General features: G+C 68.8%; 17 protein-coding genes, 1 pseudogene and 1 riboswitch. Of the genes and pseudogenes, 7 read left to right on the top strand and 11 right to left on the bottom strand.

Features of this window, described 5'->3' with window-relative positions; all coding sequences use genetic code 11:
* Nucleotides 1-75: 75 nt before the first annotated feature.
* Both K5L49_RS15245 and gabT read right to left on the bottom strand, forming a co-directional pair.
* Nucleotides 76-1584 carry an NAD-dependent succinate-semialdehyde dehydrogenase gene (locus K5L49_RS15245; RefSeq protein WP_223694027.1) on the bottom strand — a complete coding sequence of 503 codons (1509 nt, stop codon included), beginning with the start codon at nucleotides 1582-1584 and terminating at the stop codon, nucleotides 76-78.
* The gene (gene gabT / locus K5L49_RS15240; protein WP_223694025.1) at nucleotides 1581-2936 is read right to left on the bottom strand and encodes a 4-aminobutyrate--2-oxoglutarate transaminase; all 1356 of its coding nucleotides are present in this window, start codon (nucleotides 2934-2936) and stop codon (nucleotides 1581-1583) included. The genes K5L49_RS15245 and gabT overlap by 4 nt, the downstream gene beginning before the upstream one ends.
* A gap of 93 nt (nucleotides 2937-3029) precedes the next feature.
* Here gabT and K5L49_RS15235 point away from each other — a divergent pair, with 93 nt between their 5' ends.
* The gene (locus K5L49_RS15235; RefSeq protein WP_223694024.1) at nucleotides 3030-4502 is read left to right on the top strand and encodes a PucR family transcriptional regulator; all 1473 of its coding nucleotides are present in this window, start codon (nucleotides 3030-3032) and stop codon (nucleotides 4500-4502) included.
* Nucleotides 4503-4518: 16 nt separating this feature from the next.
* Here K5L49_RS15235 and K5L49_RS15230 read toward each other — a convergent pair whose 3' ends face one another.
* Nucleotides 4519-5181: a pyridoxal 5'-phosphate synthase gene (locus tag K5L49_RS15230; RefSeq protein WP_223694022.1), complete on the bottom strand. Its 663-nt coding sequence runs from the start codon at nucleotides 5179-5181 to the stop codon at nucleotides 4519-4521.
* A gap of 43 nt (nucleotides 5182-5224) precedes the next feature.
* Between K5L49_RS15230 and K5L49_RS15225 the strand changes: the two genes are divergently transcribed.
* Nucleotides 5225-6148 (top strand): aldose 1-epimerase family protein, encoded by a 924-nt coding sequence (locus tag K5L49_RS15225; RefSeq protein WP_223694020.1) that lies wholly within the window; start codon nucleotides 5225-5227, stop codon nucleotides 6146-6148.
* Nucleotides 6149-6181: 33 nt separating this feature from the next.
* Here the strand turns inward: K5L49_RS15225 and K5L49_RS15220 are convergent, their stop codons facing one another.
* Nucleotides 6182-6796, bottom strand: a complete 615-nt coding sequence (locus K5L49_RS15220; protein WP_223694018.1) for a TetR/AcrR family transcriptional regulator — start codon at nucleotides 6794-6796, stop codon at nucleotides 6182-6184.
* Nucleotides 6797-6871: 75 nt separating this feature from the next.
* On the opposite strand from K5L49_RS15220, the gene K5L49_RS15215 reads away from it, so the two are divergent.
* On the top strand, nucleotides 6872-7837 hold the full coding sequence (locus K5L49_RS15215; protein ID WP_223694017.1) for a nitrilase-related carbon-nitrogen hydrolase: 966 nt from the start codon (nucleotides 6872-6874) through the stop codon (nucleotides 7835-7837).
* Nucleotides 7834-8853 (top strand): agmatine deiminase family protein, encoded by a 1020-nt coding sequence (locus tag K5L49_RS15210; protein WP_223694015.1) that lies wholly within the window; start codon nucleotides 7834-7836, stop codon nucleotides 8851-8853. Before K5L49_RS15215 ends, K5L49_RS15210 begins: the two co-directional genes overlap by 4 nt.
* A gap of 3 nt (nucleotides 8854-8856) precedes the next feature.
* On the opposite strand, the gene K5L49_RS15205 is transcribed toward K5L49_RS15210, so the two are convergent.
* Nucleotides 8857-9894: an aldo/keto reductase gene (locus tag K5L49_RS15205; RefSeq protein ID WP_223694014.1), complete on the bottom strand. Its 1038-nt coding sequence runs from the start codon at nucleotides 9892-9894 to the stop codon at nucleotides 8857-8859.
* Between the two features lie 119 nt (nucleotides 9895-10013).
* On the opposite strand from K5L49_RS15205, the gene K5L49_RS15200 reads away from it, so the two are divergent.
* On the top strand, nucleotides 10014-10580 hold the full coding sequence (locus tag K5L49_RS15200; protein ID WP_223694012.1) for a TetR/AcrR family transcriptional regulator: 567 nt from the start codon (nucleotides 10014-10016) through the stop codon (nucleotides 10578-10580).
* Nucleotides 10581-10667: 87 nt separating this feature from the next.
* Here the strand turns inward: K5L49_RS15200 and K5L49_RS15195 are convergent, their stop codons facing one another.
* From K5L49_RS15195 to K5L49_RS15175, 5 genes are all read right to left on the bottom strand, one after another.
* Nucleotides 10668-12026, bottom strand: coding sequence for a flavin monoamine oxidase family protein (locus K5L49_RS15195; protein ID WP_223694011.1), 1359 nt, complete (start codon nucleotides 12024-12026; stop codon nucleotides 10668-10670).
* Nucleotides 12027-12134: 108 nt separating this feature from the next.
* Nucleotides 12135-12698, bottom strand: a complete 564-nt coding sequence (locus tag K5L49_RS15190) for a YbhB/YbcL family Raf kinase inhibitor-like protein (protein WP_223694009.1) — start codon at nucleotides 12696-12698, stop codon at nucleotides 12135-12137.
* Nucleotides 12699-12818: 120 nt separating this feature from the next.
* Nucleotides 12819-14135 (bottom strand): ABC transporter ATP-binding protein, encoded by a 1317-nt coding sequence (locus K5L49_RS15185; protein ID WP_223694007.1) that lies wholly within the window; start codon nucleotides 14133-14135, stop codon nucleotides 12819-12821.
* Nucleotides 14136-14149: 14 nt separating this feature from the next.
* On the bottom strand, nucleotides 14150-15886 hold the full coding sequence (locus tag K5L49_RS15180) for an ABC transporter permease (RefSeq protein ID WP_223694005.1): 1737 nt from the start codon (nucleotides 15884-15886) through the stop codon (nucleotides 14150-14152).
* A 166-nt stretch (nucleotides 15887-16052) separates the two neighbouring features.
* A riboswitch (M-box (ykoK) riboswitch) is annotated at nucleotides 16053-16224 on the bottom strand.
* A gap of 63 nt (nucleotides 16225-16287) precedes the next feature.
* Nucleotides 16288-17577: an LCP family protein gene (locus tag K5L49_RS15175; protein ID WP_223694003.1), complete on the bottom strand. Its 1290-nt coding sequence runs from the start codon at nucleotides 17575-17577 to the stop codon at nucleotides 16288-16290.
* 406 nt (nucleotides 17578-17983) lie between these two features.
* On the opposite strand from K5L49_RS15175, the pseudogene K5L49_RS20535 reads away from it, so the two are divergent.
* A pseudogene (locus K5L49_RS20535) lies at nucleotides 17984-18157 on the top strand (pyrimidine dimer DNA glycosylase/endonuclease V); the annotation flags it as partial.
* Nucleotides 18158-18198: 41 nt separating this feature from the next.
* On the opposite strand, the gene K5L49_RS20530 reads toward K5L49_RS20535, so the two are convergent.
* Complete coding sequence (locus tag K5L49_RS20530) at nucleotides 18199-18957, bottom strand: MarR family winged helix-turn-helix transcriptional regulator (RefSeq protein WP_308116554.1); 759 nt, start codon at nucleotides 18955-18957, stop codon at nucleotides 18199-18201.
* Between the two features lie 215 nt (nucleotides 18958-19172).
* On the opposite strand from K5L49_RS20530, the gene K5L49_RS15160 reads away from it, so the two are divergent.
* A complete protein-coding gene (locus K5L49_RS15160; protein ID WP_223693999.1) occupies nucleotides 19173-21416 on the top strand; it encodes an MMPL family transporter in 2244 nt (747 codons plus the stop codon).
* Nucleotides 21417-21640: the final 224 nt, after the last annotated feature.

Here is a 21640-nt window from a genome sequence, read left to right as displayed (position 1 = left end):
CCTGAGAACAGGTGCGGGACGGCGTGGAGGCGTGAAAGCAGGGGCGGGGAGGATCGCGGGCGCTGCCGCAGTGCCCTAGCCGACAGGGATCAGCGTGTACTTCGTGCTGAGGTACTCGTGGATCCCTTCGGCGCCGCCCTCCCGGCCGAGGCCGGACTGCTTGACCCCGCCGAACGGAGCGGCCGCGTTGGAGACGAGGCCGGTGTTGAGCCCCATCATCCCGGTGTCGATCCGGTCGATCATGCGCTGGCCTCGTGCGAGGTCGGCGGTGAACACATAGCCGACGAGCCCGTACTCGCTCTCGTTCGCTCGGGTGACGGCCTCCTCCTCGGTGGCGAACGTCGTGATCGCCAGGATCGGGCCGAAGATCTCTTCGCTCAGGATGGTGCTCCCGGGTCGGATATCCGCGATGACCGTCGGCTCGAAGAAGAAGCCGTCGCCGTCGGGGGCGGAGCCGCCGGTGAGCACGCGCGCGCCGCGGGCGACCGCATCCTCGACGAGCGCTGTCATCGAGGCGACCGCGCGGTCGTCGATGAGCGGGCCGAGGGTGACGCCCTCTTCGGTGCCGCGACCGATGCGCAGAGCGTTCACGCGTTCGGTCACCCGCGCGGCGAACTCCTCGGCGACCGACTCGTGCACGATGAAGCGGTTGGCTGCCGTGCAGGCCTGACCCATATTGCGGAACTTGGCGAGCATCGCCCCGTCGACCGCCTTGTCGAGGTCGGCGTCGTCGAAGACGACGAACGGGGCATTGCCGCCCAACTCCATCGACGTGCGGAGCACATTCTGCCCGGCCTGCGCGAGCAGTGCCCGGCCGACCGGCGTCGACCCGGTGAACGAGAGCTTGCGCAGCCGAGGGTCGGCGATGATCGGGGCCGAGACGGCGCCCGAGGTCGACGTCGGGATGACGTTGACCACGCCGGCCGGCACGCCGGCGTCGGCGAGCAGCTGGGCGAACAGCAGCGTCGTGAGCGGGGTCAGCTCGGCCGGCTTGACGACGACCGTGCAGCCGGCGGCGAGCGCGGGGGCGATCTTGCGGGTCGCCATCGCCAGCGGGAAGTTCCACGGCGTGATGAAGAAGCTCGGGCCAACCGGACGCTGCGAGACGACCATGGTGCCGGTGCCTTCGGGGTTCGAGCCGTAGCGGCCGGCGATGCGCACGGCCTCTTCGCTGAACCACCGCAGGAACTCGCCGCCGTAGGTCACCTCGCCGTTGGCTTCGGCCAGCGGCTTGCCCATCTCCAGGGTCATCAGCAGCGCGAAGTCGTCGCGGCGCTCCTGGAGCAGGTCGAACGCCGTGCGCAGGATCTCGGCGCGGGTGCGGGGCGGGGTCGCCGCCCACGCCCCCGCTGCCTCGGCGGCCGCGTCCAGAGCACGGATGCCGTCCTCCGGGCGCGCGTTGGCGATGCGCTTGATCACGCGGCCGGTCGCCGGGTCCAGAACCTCGATGGGGTCGCGGACTCCGGCTTCCCAACGACCGCCGATGTACAGGCCGTCGGGCACTCGGGAGAGCAGTTCGGTCTCACGCTCGGCCGGCGCGGGAACGGTGGTGGCGGTGGTGTCGGTGGTCTCCGTGGTGCTCATGCGTTCACCAGCGCTTCCGCCACGACCTCGAGGCCTTCGACGAGCAGGTGGTCCGGGATGCTCAGCGGCGGCAGGAAGCGGATCACATTGCCGTAGGTGCCACAGGTGAGCAGCACGACGCCGGCAGCGTGGGCGGCGGCGGCGACCGTGCCGGTGAGAGCCGCATCCGGTTCGCCGGTCACCGGGTCGACGAGTTCGATCGCGACCATCGCGCCCCGGCCACGCACTTCGGCGACGCGGGAGTCGGCCGCGACGATGGCGCCCAGCTTCTCGAACAGGATGGCGCCGATCGCACGGGCGCGCTCGGCCAGGTTCTCGGTCTCGTAGGTCTCGATCGCGGCGAGGGCGGCGACGCAGGCGAGCGGGTTGCCGCCGTAGGTTCCGCCGAGTCCGCCGATCTGGGGAGCGTCCATGATCTCGGCCCGCCCGGTGACCGCCGAGAGCGGCAGCCCGCCCGCGATGCCTTTGGCGGTGACGATCAGGTCGGGTACGATGCCGAACTGCTCGGAAGCGAACATCGTTCCGGTGCGGGCGAAGCCGGTCTGCACCTCGTCGGCGATGAAGACGACGCCGTTGGCGGCCGCCCAGTCGGCGAGCGCCGGGAGGAAGCCGTCGGCGGGGACGATGAAGCCGCCCTCGCCCAGGATCGGCTCGATGATGATCGCGGCGAGGTTGGCGGCGCCGATCTGCTTCTCGATCTGCAGGATGGCGCGGGCCGCTGCGTCGGCGCCGCTGAGGCCGCCGTCGCGCAGCGGGTACGAGAGGGGCGCCCGGTAGATCTCGGGGGCGAAGGGCCCGAAGCCGTTCTTGTACGGCTGGTTCTTGGCCGTGAGCCCCATGGTGAGGTTGGTGCGGCCGTGGTAGGCGTGGTCGAACGCCACGACGGCCTGCTTGCCGGTGTAGTGACGGGCGATCTTCACGGCGTTCTCCACCGCCTCCGCACCGGAGTTGAACAGGGCACTGCGCTTGGCGTGGTCGCCGGGGGTGAGTCGGTTGAGCGCTTCGGCCACCTCGACGTAGGAGTCGTAGGGCGCCACCGTGAAGCATGTGTGCGTGAACTGGGCGAGCTGGGCCTGCACGGCTTCGACGACGCGCGGTGCGGAGTTGCCCACACCGGTCACGGCGATGCCGGAACCGAAGTCGATGAGCGAGTTGCCGTCGACGTCGACGAGCACACCGCCGCCGGCCGCGACCGTGAAGACGGGGATGGTGGTGCCGACGCCCGCGGCAACGGCCTGGGATTTGCGTTCCATCCGCTTGCGCGATTCGGGGCCGGGGATGGCGGTGACGAGCCGGCGCTCCTGCGGGAGGGCGGGCCCACCGGTGACGGTGGTGGTGTGGACGAGGGTCATGGGGGAATCGTAGGGATCCCGCCCCGTCTCGCGCTTCGACAGACCGTACAATCGAGGTGGCATCACTCGACAGACTGTCCGATCGGAGTCCGCGTGCCCACCACCCTCGCGCAGTTGCTCGCCCGCCCGGAGCTCGCCCTGCGGCTGCTCACCCCCACCACGGCCGACGCCCTCGACCGGGCGATCCCCTGGGTGCACAGCTCCGAGCTGCCCGACCCGACCCCTTTCCTCAGCGACGGCCAAGTCCTCCTCATCACGGGCACCCCAGACGAGGTCGACCCCTATGTCTCCCGCCTCGTGGCCCACGGGATCGCCGGCCTCGGTTTCGGCACCGAAGTGGTGCGCGATGGAACGCCGGATGCTCTCGTCGACGCGTGCATACGCCACGGGCTGCCGCTGTTCGAAGTGCCGTACCGCACCCCGTTCATCGCCATCGCCCGGTTCGTGGCCGACCGGGCCGCCGCCGACGCCTACGCTCGCAGCACCTGGGCCTTGCGCGCCTCGCGCGCCATCTCCCTGGCCGCGCTGCGTCCGGATGCGCTCGGCGCGGTTCTCGCCGAACTCGCCCGTCAGCTCGGGCATCCCGTCGCCCTGGTCGCCACCTCCGGCGCGGTCGATCGGGTCTTCCCGGATCACGCGCTCGACGGCGCGGCCCGCGACGACCTCGCCGCCGCGGCCGAGCCGCTCCTGCGAGCCCGCCGACGCGCCGGGAGCACGGTCGTCCTCTCCGGTCGGCCGTTCGCTCTGCAGACCCTCGGCGCCGCTGGGCGCCTGCGCGGTGTGCTCGCGGTCGGCGGTGTGGACGACCTCGACCAGGCCGCCCAACAGGTGGTCACGGGCGTCGTCGCGCTCGGCGGTCTCGCGCTGGAGCAGAGCCGGGCGACGGATGCGGCGCGCGCCCGCCTGCGCACCGCCGTCTGGCGCGCCCTTCGCGGCGGCGACAGAGAGCTCGCCGCCGACATCGCGGAGCCCCTGTTCGGCCCGCTTCCCAGCGGCCCGGTGCGCATCGCACTCCTCACCGGCTCTGCCGTCGAGGCCGCCGTGGAGCGGCTGGAGCTGACCCCGGCCCCCTTCTTCGCTCGCGACGGCGACACCATCGCCTTCCTTCTGCCGGTGGATGCGCCCCCTTCCGACACAGTGCCGCTCGCCGACCTCGCCGCCCGGTTCGACCTGCGCGGCGGCGTCTCCGCCCCCGTGCTGCTGCCGGAGCTCCCGACCGGTGTCGGGCAGGCGTCAGCTGCCCGAGAACGTGCCACCGGCGACGCCCCTGTGCGGGCGTTCGATGATCTGGCCTCGGCCGGAATGCTCGACCTGCTGCAGTCCGGCGACGCCCGGGCGGTCGCCGCCGCGACCGTGGCCCCGCTGTTCGCCGCCGACCCGACCCTCCCCGCCGCGCTGCGGGTCTGGCTGGACCACAACGGCGTCTACGATGTGGCCGCCCGAGAGCTGGGCATCCACCGTCACACCCTCCGCGCCCGGGTCACCGAGGCCGAACGTCTCCTCACCCGCGACCTCTCCACCTTCGCTGCCCGCGCCGACCTCTACGCAGCCCTCCGCACCATCTGACCCGCCCATCCCCCGATCACGGTTGAAGGCGGGCGTGCGTCCACGGGGAGGTGAGGTTCGTGCGGAGGTAGGCGAGGCGGCGGTGCAGCCGGTTCGCACGCCCCTGCCAAAACTCGATCGCGGTGGGCTCGAGGCGGTAGGCCGCCCAATCGTCAGGCCGGGGGATCTCACCGACCGACTCGTCGAGTGCCATCGCGGCGGCGACCAGCTCCGCCTCGTCGTCGAGGGGAAGTCCCTGACGTGACGCCGCCGTCGTCGCCTGCGCCGCGCGCGGGCGGTCGGCGAACAGGGCGGCCGACTCCTCCGCGTCGAGCCGGCGCACCGGGCCTTCCACCCGCAGCTGTTGCATCGTCTCGCGCCAATAGAACCCGAGGGCGCCGTAGGGCGTGCCGGCCAGGTCGCGCCCCTTGCGGCTCGACGCGGAGGTGCCGAACACGAGCCCGACCTCATCGACGTTTTTCACCAGGATGATGCGGGTCGACGGCAGCGACGGTCCGCCCGTGACCGTCGGCCCGGCCGTGGCGAGGGAAGCGCTGAGCGGCTCCCGCGCACCGGCCGCGGTCGCACCCTCCAGCCACTCGCGCAGCAGCGCCAGCGGATCACCGGGCGGGGCGTCGAATTCCGGTCGCACGATCGTCTCGTCACCGCTGAGCGTGTCCGGGGTTGCATGGTCCGTCATAGCCCCGACTGTACCCACTCCGATTGTTCGGCAGAATGGCTGAATGACCACCCCCATCTCCGGAACCCATTTCGGCCTCACGGCGGGCGACTACCATGCCACGATCGCCTCGCTCGGTGCCTCCCTCCGCACGCTCGAGCACCGCGGCCGCCCCCTCGTCGTGCCGTTCGACGCCGACGAGGTGCGCCCGGCCTACCGGGGCGCGACCCTCGCCCCGTGGCCCAACCGTGTGGTCGACGGGCGGTATGCGTTCGCCGGGGCGGAGCAGCAGCTCCCGCTCACCGAACCCGGTCGCGGCCATGCCCTGCATGGCCTGGCCGTGTGGCTCGACTTCGAGGCCGTCGACCAGTCGGCGAGCAGTGTCACGCTGCTCGCCACGATCGAAGCGCAGGCGGGGTACCCGCACCGCGTCGACGTCTTCGTGGAGTACACCCTCGACGAGTCCGGCCTGCACACCACGGTCACCGCCACCAATACGGGCCCGGATGCCGCACCGTGGGGCACCGGTCCGCATCCGTATCTCGTCGCCGGCCCCGGCCGTGTCGACGACTGGACGCTGCGCCTCCCGGCCGCGACCGTGCTGACCGTCACCGCGGAACGCCTCATCCCGGTCGCCGCGTTCGCCGTCGACACCGACCCGAACCGGGCCTTCGATTTCCGCGAACCGCGCGCCATCGGCGACACCTTCATCGACCACGCTTTCACCGATCTCACCCGAGACGAGTCCGGCACGGCTTCCGTGGTGCTCACGTCGGCCGACGGCTCGGGCGTGGAGATGGCCTGGGATGCGGCCTGCCCGTGGGTGCAAGTGCACACGGCCGACACCGACGACGACGCCACGAACCGCATCGGCCTCGCCGTGGAGCCGATGACCTGCCCGCCCGACGCCTTCAACTCTCACGTCGACCTCGTGGTGCTGGAACCCGGCGCATCGTCGAGCGCCGGCTGGACCATCCGGGCGCTCTGACCGGCTTCCGCACGCAGAAGGCGGCGCCTGGTCTCACTTCCTTGCGGTGGCGGCGAGCCTCCCCCGCAAGGAAGTGAGCAACAGCTCGACGCCGAGGTCGAACGCCCGGTCGGCTCGCACGTCGCCCGCCTCCCCTCGGTCCACCAGCCTCCCGAGAGCGGTGTCGGGTCGCGCCTGCCACACCTCCGGTGGCGCCGACAGGTCGAGCCCGGAGCCGAGGGCGAACGCGTCGAGCACGGCGACGATCACGAGCACCTCGTCGTCGGGGAACTCCGCCGCCAGCAGCGCCTCCGCCAGCGCCTCGTAGTAGCCGAGCACCGTGACGTCGGTCACCGGCTTGCCCACCAGCAACGGCAGCACGAGCGGATGCGCGGCGAACATCGACCGCTGCGCGCGCACCACGTACTCGACAACCGCATCCCAGGCCAGACCCTCGGGGACGACGATCCTCGCCCGTTCGGCGAGTCGCCCGCGCATCAGCTCGACGATCGCGTCTTTGCCGTCGACATGGTTGTAGAGCGACGATGGCGTGACGCCCAGTTCCCGGGCGAGCGCGTTCACGCCGAACGGCTTTCCGGCGTCGACGAGGGCGATCGCCGCGTCAGCGATGCCGTCGAGGCTCAGGATGGGTGAGGTCGGTCTCGGCATGCGCTCCTCTTCCGTTCACGGTCCGTTCTGTGCATAATAAACGAACACTATTCGTTTTAGCACTCGGATGGAAAAATGACCTTCACACTCGTGCGAGCGACCACTCCGCCCGCCTCCCCCGCCCGCGTTCCCGGCAGCCGCGATGACGCGGCCCCGCTGCGCATCGGCCTCGTGCAGCACGCCTGGCAGGCCGATGCCGACACCCTGCGCGCCGACCTCGGCGCGGCCGTCGCCACGGCCGCATCCGAGGGCGCCCACATCGTGTTCCTGCCCGAACTGACCCTCTCCCGCTATCCGGCCGACACACTGCCGAGCGGCCGCGCCGACGAGCTCGCCGAAGACCTCGAATCCGGCCCGACCCGACGCTGGGCGGCCGAGACCGCCGCGGCGACCGGGGTCTTCGTGCACGCCTCCCTCTACCAGCGCACCGGAGACACCGACGGCCGGGGGCTCAACACCGCGATCGTCGTCTCCCCCGCGGGCGAGATCGTCGCCGTGACGCACAAGCTCCACATCCCGGTGACCGCCGGCTACTACGAAGACCAGTACTTCCGGGCCGGACCGGCCGACCACCCTTACCCGGTGCACGAGCTCGCGGGCCTGCCCGGCGTGCGGCTGGGGCTGCCCACCTGCTGGGACGAGTGGTTCCCCGAGGTCGCCCGGGCCTACAGCCTGCAGAACGCGAACGTGCTGGTGTACCCGACGGCGATCGGCTCGGAGCCCGACCATCCGGCGTTCGACACCCAGCCGCTCTGGCGCCAGGTGATCGTCGGCAACGGTGTCGCGAACGGCACCTTCATGGTCGTGCCCAACCGCACCGGCACCGAGACCCGCCCCGACGGCACCGCCGGCAACACGTTCTACGGTTCGTCATTCGTGAGCGACCCGTACGGCCGCATCCTGGCCGAAGCCCCGCGCGATGAACAGGCCGTGCTCGTCGTCGATCTCGATCTGCCGCAGCGCGAAGACTGGCTCACCCTGTTCCCGTTCCTGTCGACACGCCGCCCCGACACTTACGGCCTTCTGGAGGCGAACCGATGAGCTGGCTGATGCCCCACGAGGGCGCCCCGCACGAGCGCACCTGGCTCGCCTGGCCGAGCAGCGGGTACACCCTCGGCGATACGCCCGCCGACGCGGAGGAGGCCCGCACGACGTGGGCAGCCGTCGCCAATGCGATCACCGAGTTCGAGCCCGTCTCGGTCGTCGTCGACCCCCGCGACCGCGACCTCGCGCCGCGCTACCTCTCCGCGGCGGTCGAATGCCACGAGGCGCCGCTCGATGACGCCTGGATGCGCGACATGGGCCCGACCTTCGTCCGCTCCACGGAGACGGGTGCTCTCGGCGCCGTGGACTGGGTGTTCAACGGCTGGGGCGCGCAAGACTGGGCGAGCTGGGAGCACGACAGCAAGGTGGGCGCGTGGGTCGCCGACCTGGCGCGGGCCGAGCTCGTGCCGAGCGCCCTCGTCAACGAGGGTGGCGGCATCCATGTCGACGGCGCCGGCACCGTGCTCGCCACCGAGACCGTGCAATTGGATCCGGGACGCAACCCGAGCCTCACCAAGGCCGACATCGAAGCCGAGTTCGCGCGTACCCTCGGGGCGACGAAGACCATCTGGCTGCCGCGCGGGCTCACCCGCGACTCCGAACGATTCGGCACCCGCGGCCATGTCGACATCGTCGCCGCGTTCGCCCGGCCCGGGGTGGTGCTGCTGCACACCCAGCGCGACGAGTCGCATCCCGACTTCGCCGTCTCCCGCGAGCTCCGCGCCACCCTCGAAGCGGCGACCGATGCCGCGGGCCGCGCCCTCGAGATCGTCGAGGTTCCAGCCCCGACCACCCTGCGCGACGAAGACGGCTGGACCGATTACAGCTACATCAACCATCTGCTGGTCGACGGCGGCGTGATCGCCTGCGGCTTCGGCGATCCGACCGACGCCGAGGCGGCGGGCATCCTGGCCGATGTCTACCCCGGCCGGCGGGTCGTGACCGTGGATGCGCGCCCCCTGTTCGCCCGCGGCGGCGGCATCCACTGCATCACCCAGCAACAGCCCGCCTGACGATCAGCCGCGCCGCGCAGCAGGTTCCAGCGCGTTCGTGCCGAACGCCCAGCGGTTGTCGGAGACGTCGACACTGTCACCGGGTCGCACGATCTCGTCGATGCGGTCGAGCACATCGTCGGTGAGGGTCACGCCGTCGGCGGCCAGGTAGCCGTGAAGGTGCTCCATGGTCCGCGGTCCGATGATCGCCGCAGTGATCGCCGGATGCCGCAGGACGAACGCCGTCGCCAGCTGCACGAGCGTGAGACCGCTCTCGTCAGCGAGTGCGCCGAGCGCTTCCGCCGCCTGGAGCTTCGCGGCGTTGACGGGGCTCGCGGCGTCGTAGTCGGCGGCGAACATCGCCCTCCTGGCCGCCGACCCCGGTTCGGCGACCGTCCGCCCGGCGCGGTACTTGCCGGAGAGCCAGCCGCCGCCCAGCGGGCTGTAACTCAGGACACCCATTCCGTGACGCGCGGCGGTGGGGAGCACGTCGTATTCGATCGCCCGGGTCAGCATCGAGTAGGGCGGCTGCTCGGTGCGGAACCGTTCGTGTCCGCGGCGCTCCGACACCCACTGCGCTTCGACCAGCTGCGAGGCGGGCACTTTGGAGGCGCCGAAGGAGCGGATCTTCCCTGCGCGCACGAGGTCGGTCAGGGCGCCGAGTGTCTCGTCGATGTCGGTGTGCGGGTCGGGTGTGCCCAATTGGTAGAGGTCGATGTAGTCGGTCTGGAGCCGCCGCAACGACCCGTCGATCGCGCGCATGATCCAGCGTCGCGATCCGCCGCGGTGGTTCGGGTCGCCGCCGAAGGAGACACCGAACTTGACGGCGAGCACGATGTCGTCGCGTCGGCCGCCCGCGAGCGCCTCGCCGATGATCTCCTCGGATTCGCCGTTCGAGTAGCCGTCGGCCGTGTCGATGAGGGTGATGCCGGCGTCGAGCGCCGTGCGGATGACGCGGATCGCGTCGCCGTGGTCGGAGTTGCCGAACGAGCCGAACATCATTCCGCCGAGGGCGAGCCGGCTGACGGTGACACCCGTGCGGCCGAGGGGACGGTATTCCATGAGAGTTCCTTTCCTCACCGAGTGACGGTGAGTGGGTAGGATCGGAGCAGACGAAAGCCGGATAGCCTGTCCGCTTTCACCGTACCTTTAACCGGATAGCCTGTCCACTTGGATTCCCCATGACCTCGAGCCCCCTCCACCAGACGCCACGGCGAACGGACGCCACGCGCAATCGCGAGAAGATCCTCGCCGCCGCCCGCCCCGCCTTCGCCGACGCCGAGGCAGAGATCTCCATGGCGGAGATCTCGCGGCGCGCCGGCGTCGGGATGGCCACGCTCTACCGCAACTTCCCTGGCCGCCGTGAACTCCTCGAGGCCCTCTACGCCGAGGAGGTCGACGTGATCTGCGCGGCCGCCGACGACGCGGTCGAAGGGCGCACTCCGGGCGCTGCGCTGCTGGTCTGGCTGCGCGAGCTCTTCGGCTTCTTCGCCGGCAAGCGGCACATCGCCGCCGAGCTGCTCAAGCACACCGGCAGCGACGATCCGGTGTTCGGCGGCAATCGCGCCCGGGTCATCGACGCCGGCCGCCCGCTCCTCGCCGCCGCACAGCAGTCCGGCGAGATCCGCGACGACCTCACCGTCGAGCAGGTGCTCGACCTGATCCACTCCGTCGCGACGATCCGCGGCGGCGCCGCGCATGTGCAACCGCTCCTGCAGGTCACCCTCGACGGCCTGCGCTCACACTGACGGCCGGGCCTGCATTCGGAACCCGCAACAAAAAGGGGAGGGCGCGGCGAGCCACGAACTGGCCGCGCCCGGTCTTGGGTGGCGGCCTCAGCGGCGCGCGTCGGCGATGATGGCGGCCGCGGTCTCACGTCCGACGCGGATCGCGCCGTCGACGTGCTGATACCCCTTGCCCGCCATATCGCTGCACGAGAAGTGGATCGGTCCGACCGGCGCCCGCAGGTCGCCGCCATAGCGGGCCAGCCCGCCCATGTCGAAGCTCGCCGCGTACGCGCCGCGAGTCCACTCCTCGCTGCCCCAATCGCTCTCGTAGTACACGGTCGGGGTCAGGGCACCGTCGCCGTAGTAGTGCGACAGCGACTCGAGGATGCGCTTCTTGCGCTCCTCGGGCGAGAGCCGGAACACCGCATCCGCCGCCTCGTCGGAGACGAACCCGACGAGCGTGCCGCGCGGGTCGCCGTCGTAGCTGTTGTCGTAGGCCTCGTGCACCAGTTCATACGGGCTGAAAGCAGTGCCCGAGTAGCCGGCCTCCCGCCAGAACGGCGTCTCATAGACCGCGTGAACCTTGATCACGAAGCCCATCGAGAGGTGCTGGTGCATCTGCTGCTGGCGGCGCGGCAGCGGCGGGTCGTAGGCGATCCGGCTGATCAGGATGGGCGGCAGCGCGAGAACGGCGAATCGCGCCCGCACCTCGACGCCGTCGGCGATCGCCGTGACGCCGTTGTCGTCCCAGCGCAGAGTGCGCACTGGCGCACTGAGGTGGACGTCGTCGCCGAGACGGTCGGCCAGCAGCAGCGGAACCTGCTGGAGACCGCCCTTAACCCGCTTGTCGAGGATGAAGTCGGCGTCGACGAGGTGCGAGAAGCTGCCCGCCGACGCCGCCATGAGCAGCGCCTGCAGCGCCGAGAACGCGTGCGCCGGCTTCGTGAGCATGGCGCCCGCGATGAACATGCCGATGTTGTGCCGCGCCTCCTGGTCGTCCGTCTGGGTCTCCAACCAGCGACGGAACGAGATCTCGTCGAGCTCCTTGGCCCGGGGATGCTCCCACGGACGATCGGGGTCGATCTCGGCCACCAGCGCATCCAGCTTCTCGATGAGTGTGACGATCTCGTGCTCGGTGCGGGCAGGAACCGGGAAGATCTCGCCCTCGAAGGTGCGCCGTTCGCCGCTCGGGCCGATGTAGACGTTCAGCCCGTCGCGGTAGCGCTCATAGGTCTCGAGCCCGAGCTCGGCGAGCGTGTCGATGAGGGCATCCTGGTCGGGCGACACCCATTGGCCGCCGATCTCCAGCGTGGCGCCTTCGATGTCATCGGTCCAGAGTCGGCCGCCGACCCTGTCTCGCGCCTCGAGAACGGCCACGGTGAGCCCGGCCTTCGTGAGTTCGGTGGCGGCGGTCAGGCCCGAGGCGCCCGCGCCCACGATGACCACGTCTCGTTCGATGCTGCCCATTGTCTGTCCTTCGTCGGAGGTCTTCAGGCGATCGTATGGCCGCCCGCCCCGACCCGGACTATACGCGCCGTACAACGCCGAGGCATCTGCTCGACAGCGCGTATAGGGCTACCGGATCTCGTAGGTGCCGTCGAGGCGCGCCCGGGCGACGGTGTGCCCGATCATGGCCGTGACCACGTGGTCGAGCGAGAACGTGGCGGGGAGGTCGAGGGACCGGTCGAGCGCGAAGAGCTGGAAGACATAGGAATGGGGGCCGTGCGACCGCAGCGGCAGGGGGCCGGCCCAACCCCGTCTACCGAGCGCACCCCTCCCCTGCCGGATGCCGGGCAGTGGACTCGGATGAACGAGGGCATTCTCGGGCAGACCGCCCGCGCTCGGGTCGATGCCGACCGCGAGCGCATGCACGGCCGGCCTCCCGAGCGGTACATCCGGGTCTTGCACGATGAGCACGAGCTCCCGGGCCGTCGACGGCGGTTCCGTCCAGACGAGCGCGGGCGAGATGTTGGCGGCGAACAGGTGTCCGCGATGGCGGACCGGAATGGGGTCGCCGTGCGCGAAGGCCGGGCTCGTCAACGTGAATGTCTCGGGCGCAGCGAACGGTGCCTGCGCCCAGAGCAGGGCGTCCTGGCCGACGCGGCGGGAGCGGAGCGCAAGGCCGAGAGGGTTGGGCATGGGGTCGCATCCTTTCCGGAAGCGGGATCGGGATCGGGATCGGGGAGGCGTCGGCACGACTCATAAGTAATACTAACTATCTACGACCCGCCGCGGCAACCAGGGCAGTGAGCCGGCGCCCTACTGCTGAGCGTCCGGGTGGGTGGGCAGCAGGAGCCGGTCGGTGTCGGCGTCGAACTCGAAGAGCTCGCCGTACCGCCCCCAGTCGATGGCGGTGTCGAGCTGCCGCTGCGCATCGTCGTCGCCATAGAACGTCTTGAGCTCGGCGAGCACGTCGTCGGCGCGGATCGCCTCGGATGCGCTGTGCCGGAGGTCGCGCACGATCCGCCTCACGAGGGGCGCGGCCTCGGTCGCGAGCGTGGCGAACTGTTCTTTGGCGCGGAGCGGGTCGGCGGCGGCGTAGCGGCGGCCCTGCTCCGTGATGCGCAGCTCCGTACCCTGCGGTCGGGCCAGTTTCAGCAATTGGGCCGCATCGACGACCGGGAGCAGGTCGTCGATCTCATAACGCAGTTCGTCGGCGATCTCGGCCAGGCTCTCGCTTCCGCCGTGGGAGGCGAGAAGGTCGACCAGACCGCCGAGGGAGCCGGTGCTGGCGGCGGGAAGCGGAACGTCGAGGCCGGGCTCGGCGGCGCCGGGGGCCGACGGTGCGGCTGCGCCACCGGCACGGGGTTCCGCCTTCTGACCGGTGAGGATGCTGTACACCCGATCGACGAGGGCCTCGAATTCGGGGCTCCGGCGGTCGCGGGGCTGCGCGAGATCGACCACGAGCTCGGCTTTGATGCGGCCCGGGTTCGAGTCCAGGACGATCACCCGGTCGGCGAGCTGAATCGCCTCTTCGATGTTGTGCGTGACGATCAGGGCCGTTCGGGTGGGCATAGAGCCGTCGCTCCACATCCGCACGAGCTCCGATCGCAGGTTCTCGCTGGTGAGCACATCGAGGGCGGAGAACGGCTCGTCCATCAGGAGCACATCGGGTTCGACGACGAGCGCGCGGGCGAAGCCGACGCGCTGCCGCATCCCGCCCGACAGCTCTTTCGGGTACGCGGACTCGAACCCGTCGAGGCCGATCACGTCGATCGCCTGGAGCGCGCGCTCGCGGCGGAGTGCGGGGGCGACGCCCTTCGCCTCGAGGCCGAGTTCGACGTTCTCGAGCACGGTCAGCCACGGGAGCAGAGCGAACGACTGGAAGACCAGCGCGGTTCCCGGATTCGCGCCGTTCAGCGGGACCCCTCGGAAGGTGACGCTGCCCGAGGTGGGTGCGATGAGTCCGGCGATGCAGCGGACGAGTGTGCTCTTGCCCGACCCGGAGCGGCCGAGAAGGGCGACGATCTCCCCGTCGCGGATGGTCAGGCTGATGCCGGAGAGCACCGCCTTCTCGCCGCCGTCGGTGGCGAACGACTTGTCGACCTCGCTGACATCGATGAGTACTTCGGTCATTTCTCGGTGCCTCCTTACAGGGTGAAGCGTTTCTCGGCCACGCGGTAGAGCCGCCGCCAGAACAGCCTGTTCAGGCCGACGACGAAGACCGACATGACGATGACGCCCACGAGGACGCGCGCCATATCACCGTGCTGGGTCGCCGCCGCGATGTAGGACCCGAGGCCGGTGGCCGTGTACGTGTGGTGGTTGTATGTGACGACCTCGGCGACGATCGACGCGTTCCAGGCGCCGCCGGCGGCGGTGATCCCGCCCGTGACGTAGGCGGGGAAGATCGCCGGGAGGATCAACCGACGCCAGCGCTGCACCCGGCCGACACCGAAACTGTCCAGCGCTTGCCGCAGGTCGGTGGGGATGGCGCTGGCGCCGGCGATGACGTTGAAGAGGATGTACCACTGGGAGCCGAGCGCCATCAGCAGCACCCCGCCCACGTCGAGCGAGATGCCGGATGCGACGAAGAACGCGATCGCGAACGGGAAGAGGAAGTTCGCCGGAAAGCTCGCCAGCAGTTGCACGATCGGCTGCGCCAGGCGGCTGATCCGGGGATTCATCCCGATCCACACCCCCACCGGCACCCAGATCACCGTCGAGACGATGAGGATGACCACGACCCGCAGCATCGTCACCGCGCCGAGGCCGAACGCCTCAGCGAACGCACCGAATCCGAGTGTGGCGCCGACGAAGTCCAGGGCGCGGTACGCCCCGTAGAGGATCGCGGCGAGGACGATCACCGTCACCAGCACATCCATGACGCGTCGCCGCGACGCAGGAACGAAGAGGGGCCGATCGGCGACCCCGAACGGCCGGGTGATGGTGTCGAATGCCCGGCCGATCGGCCGCAGACCGCGGCCGATCGCGCGTGGGAGCAGGGAGCGGTTGAGAGCGGTGAGCACGAGGCTCGTGGGGCGGTCGGTCGCGGCCGTGTCCTCCTGACGGAACTTCTCCGCCCAGGCCACGAGCGGCCGCCAGAACAGGAAGTTCACGCCGAGCACCATCACCGCCATCGTGATGATCGCGTAGCCGACCCGGTCGAGCTGACCGTTCTGCACGGCGGCGGCCACATACGCTCCGACGCCCGGCAGCGCGTAGCTGTGATTGTTGACCGTGATGGCTTCGGAGGCGGCCAGGAAGAACCAGGCGCCGCCGAAGCTCATCATCCCGTTCCACACCAGCGGGATCATCCCCGACGGCACATCGAGCTTCCAGAACCGCTGCCACTTCGTCAGCCGCATCAGGCGCGATGCCTCGTCGAGGTCTTTGGGCTGGCTGGTGAGCGAGGAGTAGAAGGAGAACGTCATGTTCCACACCTGCGAGGTGAAGATCGCGAACACGGCGGCGGATTCGAGCCCCAGTGCCGAACCGGGGAACAGCGCGATGAACCCGGTCACGGTGACCGAGAGGAAGCCGAGGATCGGCACCGACTGCAGAATGTCCAGGGCGGGAAGGATGATCTTCTCGGCCCGGGGTATGCGCGCGGCGGCCGTCGCCACGATGAACGTGAACACGATCGACGCGGCCAGGCCCGCGAACATCCTGAACAGCGACCTCAGCGCGTAGTAGGGCAGTTCGGCGGGATCGGTGGAGATCGAGGAGGGGACCTCAGCGAGTCTGAGCGGCGCGGTCGCCCCCGCGCCCGCTTCGAGCACAAGATAGAGCAGAACGATGACCGCGACGGCGACCGCCAGGTCGACCCAGCGAAGTCGCACACGCCGGAGCGTGCCGGCACCGGGAACAGTGCGCAGGAGTGGCATTGTCGAACCTCCGGAGGGAGCCGACCCGCAGGTGTCGCAGGTCGACCGAGGAACAGGGGACGTGATCGCGGGCTGTGCCCGACGGACTATGGTCTTCGCTCACGGCGGCCTCCTTCCACTCCGGTGCAGACACACACGCCGGCCAGTGGTCGCCTCGAAGAGACGCCCGCGACTCCCATGTAAGAGCTTCGGCACTGCACGACGTGTCCCGCCGGGGCGGGAAGCCACTTGGGGTCACCCCTTAAGCCGGGGAAACCTGTCCTGATCTTGGGCGTCTCTCGACGTCGTCAGATCAGTGGCCTGTGTTCGTGCAGGAGCCTCGCCTAACGAAGTTCTGCTGCGCCCACCGTAGCACCGGTCGGTGAACGCCAGGTGGCCTGTGAGCGACACAGTCGCGCCTGTCACTTCACACAGGGGATGCTGCCGGATTGCAACGGCGTGGCGGGATCGGTGTACACGTTCTGCCCCGGCGTCGCGGCCACCGCGGCCGGCGTCGATGACGACGCGCCGCCCCCGGTCGTCTTCGGTGTCGGCGACGATGTCGGATGGTCGGAGAGGAGCTGCGCGACCATCGTGTGGATCTGGTCGAGGTCGACGAGGTTGACATCCTCACCGTTCCTCGTCGCGTACCCCGTGATGGGAAGCGTGGTGAAGCTGATGTTCCCGCCGGCGAGACGGGACGCCTGCTGCGCGAAGCTGAGCAGGTCGAAGCCGGAGTCGAGGGCGATGTTCTGCTTCGCCGTGTCGATCAGGGTCTGCAGTGTGCCGAGGTTCGTGAAGGTGTCGGCCTGTTTGAGCTTGTAGGCCAGGGAGACGATGAACGCCTGCTGGCGCCGATCACGGTCGAGGTCGGTGAAGTCGAGACCGGATCCGCTCGTGTCGCGCCGCTGGCGCACGAAACTGACGGCCTGGGATGCGCTCAGCTGCTGCACCCCGGCCGGGAAGTCGGCTCCCGAGTAGATGTCTGAGGTCGCCTCGTTGAGGCACACGGTGATCGGCTGCACCGCCACGGCGATCTGGTAGAACGCGGCCATCGTCACCTCGATGAAATGGTTGATCGTGACGCCGCCCAGAAAGTTCGAAACGGTGGTGATCTCGGTCTGGCGGGCCGCGGCGCGAGCCTGCTGGTACGCATCGGCCCGGCTGATGCCGCCGGCGTTGACGAGGGCCTTCAGCTTGTCGTCGAGCTCCAGACCGTACGCCTCCTTGATCTTCGACATCGAGACGCCGTCCGGGCTGCCGGCGAGCGCCGCATAGTCGTCGCGCGGGATCGAGATGCCGACGGCTTTGCCGCCCCCGGCCGGGATGTGCACGAGCATCAGCACATTGGTGTTGTACCCGCCGTCGGAACCGTCGCCGGCGTGCAGTGCGTTGTACACAGTGGCCGGCAACGGGTTCCCGTTCTCGTCGAGTCGGCTGTCCAGCCCCATGATCAGGATGTTCGTCTCCCCTGTGTTCTGGGGCACACCCGGCTTCCCCGACGCCGTCGGCAGAACGATGGACGATCGGTGGATCCCGTTGGAGAGATCGTTGTATTTGTAGATCACGAAGCCGACCGTCACCACGAGCAGCAGGGCTACCGAACCGGCGACGATCGCGACGATGCGCCGCCGCCGCCGCACCCGGGGGCTCGGCCCGCTCGCGCGGCGGTGGGCCGTGGGGTGTCCCTCGTCCGGTGTCGGTGAACTCATGGCGAACCTCTTCCCTGGGTGGCTGCGGCACGTGCGGCTCGGGACGTTCCCGGCGTGCCCACGCTAGGAAAGGGGGCTGGGAGAACTCGCCTGGGCCGAGCGGCGGCGCCCCTCATCTCGCCCCCATCCGGGGGAGACCGACCCCGTCGAGCGCCCGGCCTCACCCCGGGAACGCGCGTCGGCCCCGTTCCGGGCGACGATTGTCAGGATTCGCAGAGACCGCCGAGCGGTCACCGTGCCCAACGAGCCGGCGGTATCGCGGGTCGCACGCATATCGTCGTGAGCCCCGCGGACGGCGCAGCGGGCGCATTGTCGGCCGACCAGGTGCCGCTCGAGCCTCACTGGCTCTCACCCCGAGCATAGGAAACGGCACGTCGCTCATCGAGCGCCGCTAACCTTGCTTGTTGTGAGGTTGTGGTCGGTTCATCCGCGTTATTTTGATCGGCAGGCATTGACCGCCTGCTGGCGCGAGGGATTACTGGCCCAAGCCGTGCTCGACAGACCGGGGAGCGGATATGGTCACCATCCGCAATTGGAACGGTTCCGCAGTCAACTGCGTCCCGCATGTGCCGTCTCGGCGTACTTGTCTGGTATCGCCGACGAGGCAGAGTCCCGCGGGTATCATTTCGACCGGGCGAAGATCGGCCCGTCCGACCACATTGCCGAACTCATTCCGGTCACCGTTGGACAATTGCAGTACGAGTGGTTGCATCTGATGGCCAAGCTGGAGCAGCGCAGCCCTGATGTCGCCACACTGTGGGAGGCAGTTCGGATACCCGAACCGCACCCTCTGTTCACCGCGATCGACGGCCCGCTGGCGTCATGGGAACGGCCCAAACGTTGAAGCTGGTTGGCATCGCACTCAAGCATCGGAACGCGGCGGGTCCCCGGTTTCGCTGAGCTCCCGAGGAATCGGATGACGACTTCGCGCTCATCCGGACTCAGGCGGGCGGCCACGTCGAATCGGCGGGCGTGGGTTCGCCCGACCGTGTCGCGGACGTGTTCGTGTGTGTCCTTGGTGATGGTGATCATCAGTGCTCGCCGGTCGGTCGGGTGGGGCGAGCGTTGGATGTGACCGGCCGCGGCCAGGCGATCGAGAAGTTTCGTTGTTGATGCGGTTGAGATGTTCAGGTGGTCGGCGAGGGCGCCGGGGGTGACGACGAGGTTCTGGTTCTTCGAGACGACGAGGAAGCGCAGCGCTTTCATGTCTGTCTCGTTGAGTCGCATGTGGTTGCGCGATTGGAAGCTGATGGCTTGTTCTGTTTCGCGCCAGCGGCGGATGCCGATCAGCACCCGTGTGATCTGCGCAATCTCGGCCTCATCCATGGCCGAGTAATCGACGAGTTCCTGATGCGGGTCGATCACGCGCGGGTCGAGCATCGCATCGGCGAGGCCGGAAGGAGTGTTGCGAGGCTCAGGCATACGGGTATTGTATTCCGAAAGATGATGCTTACTGAGCTATTTATTAGCTAAGCTAGCTGAGCGGTCACGGGGTGCCGATGATGAATTGTGAGTCGCTGTCGGCGGCCCGCTGTCGTGGGTGATTGTCAGCATGCTTCTGATCGCATACGCACCGGAAAGGCCCCGACACTCCTATGAACAATAGAGTCCGCCGCGACTGGGCGCCCCCGCGCTGGCTGCGCATCCTTCTACCCGCTGTACTGCTGATCGTGTGGCTGGCTGCGGCAAGCTTCGGCGGACCTACGTTCGGCAAGCTCTCCTCGGTCTCCAGCAACGACCAAGCCGCTTTCCTGCCGGCCAGCGCAGAATCCACCAAGGTGAACACGCTGCAGAAGCAGTTCACCGACTCGAAGGCGATTCCCGCAATCGTCGTGCTCGTCTCCGAGTCGAGGATCCCGAACAGTGACCTGGCGTCGTATGCGAAACTCGGCGCAAAACTCGGAGACGTCGACGGGGTGCAGAAATCACAACCGCCGGCCAGGACATCGGTGGCTGGCCCGATTCTGTCGAAAGACGGCAAGGCTGTCGAATTCATTGTGCCGGTCACCGACACCAACAACGTCAAATCGGTCGTAGCGAACCTTCGCACTGCGGTCACTGACGCCATTCCAGCATCGATCACGGCGTATGTGACCGGTCCGGCCGGGCTGACAGCCGACCTGGTCAATGCGTTCGGTGGGATCGACGGCATTCTGCTGCTGGTCGCGGCCGGCGCCGTCTTCCTGATCCTGCTGCTGGTCTACCGGTCGGTCGTGTTGCCGTTCCTGGTGCTGTTCACCTCGATCTTCGCCCTGACGGCAGCGATCTTGCTGGTGTATGCGTTCGCCAGCTGGGGGTGGATCACGCTCAGCGGCCAAAGCCAGGGCATCCTCTCGATCCTGGTCATCGGCGCCGCCACCGACTATTCGCTGCTATTGGTGGCCCGCTACCGGGAGTCACTGCGGCACGTCGAGTCGAAGTGGGCGGCGATCGGCCGGGCGTGGCGGGCCGCACTGGAGCCGATCGTCGCATCCGGGGCGACAGTGATCATCGCCCTGTTATGTCTCCTGTTCTCGGACCTGAACTCGAACAAATCCCTGGGCCCGATCGGCACTATCGGTATCGCCTTCGCCGTGCTCGCGGCACTGAGCCTGTTGCCGGTGTTGCTGGTCCTTTTCGGGCGGGCGGCGTTTTGGCCGTTCCGGCCGAAATATGCGGCCGAGGAATCCGACGACCTCGAACACGGTCACGTCGAGGCTGTTCGCGGCCTTGAGGGCATCCATGGCCTGTGGAGGCGAGTCGGTGGCCTCATCGCCCGTCGCCCGCGAGTCACCTGGATCGTCTCCCTTCTCGTCTTGGGAGCCTGTGCGCTGGGCCTGCTGCAACTGCAGGCCAACGGGGTTCCGCAAACCGATGTCGTGCTCACCGCCTCGAACGCGGTTGACGGGCAGAAAGTCGCGGCAAAGCACTTCCCGTCCGGCTCCGGCAGCCCTGTGGTCATCGTCACGGACCGCTCGAAGGCCGACGCGACTCTGGCCGCCGTCAAGACAACGACGGGCATCAGCTCGGCGACCTTCTACACCGGAAACAACCGGCCAGGCACAACGTCTGAGCCGGTGGTGAAAGACGGCAGGGTGCTGATCGACGGGGTGCTGTCGACCGAACCGGACTCGGATGCGGCCGAGAAGGTCGTCCGCGTATTGCGGGCGCAACTGCCCAAGACCGATCCGGGTGTGCTGGTCGGCGGGGTGACCGCCACCGCACTGGATACGAACACGACAGCGCAGAGCGATCTGGTCAAGATCATCCCGATCGTGCTGCTGGTCATCCTGCTCATTCTCATGCTGCTGTTGCGTTCGATCCTGGCACCCGTGCTGCTGATCGGAAGCGTGGCCGTCTCCTACGCGGCATCCCTGGGTGTGTCGGCGGTCGTGTTCAACCACGTGTTCCGATTTCCCGGTGCGGATGCGGCAGTGCCGTTGTTCGGATTCGTGTTCCTCGTCGCTCTCGGTGTCGACTACAACATCTTCTTGATGACCCGGGTGCGCGAAGAATCGATGAAGCTCGGCACCCGGCCAGGAATTCTGCGCGGCCTGGGAATGACGGGCAGCGTCATCACCTCCGCCGGCATTGTGCTGGCGGCGACGTTCGCCGCGCTGGCGGTCATTCCGATCCTCTTCCTCGTGCAGCTCGCTTTCATCGTCGCATTCGGCGTGCTACTGGACACCGTCATCGTGCGCTCCCTGCTGGTACCGGCCGTCTCATACGACATCGGCCGGGCCATCTGGTGGCCCTCAAAACTCTGGAAGCACGGCGCACCCAGCCCACGAGCGGCAACAGACAACGAGCACACGAGAACCGGACGGCACGCGAAACCAGACCATCCGAAACCTGTATGACCGCCGCGATCGTGCTGCCGACCAGGCTCATCCGTGGAGGTCCTCCAGGAGATCGCCGGTGCCGACCGAGTGCTCGAACTGAGTTTCAGCAGCAGGGACGGTCAGATCGAGACCGAGTTCTGGGACGCAACCCGTGCAGCTCGAGTGGGGCGAGACCGTACCTGACGAAAGGACGCCGAAAATGACGACGGGGACGGCCACCCTTGGGCGGCTGTCCCCGCGCG

This window comes from Leifsonia poae, assembly GCF_020009625.1.
Lineage (GTDB): Bacteria > Actinomycetota > Actinomycetes > Actinomycetales > Microbacteriaceae > Leifsonia > Leifsonia poae_A.
Note: the sequence above shows the minus strand (reverse complement) of the source record. Positions and strands in the feature narration are given on the sequence as shown.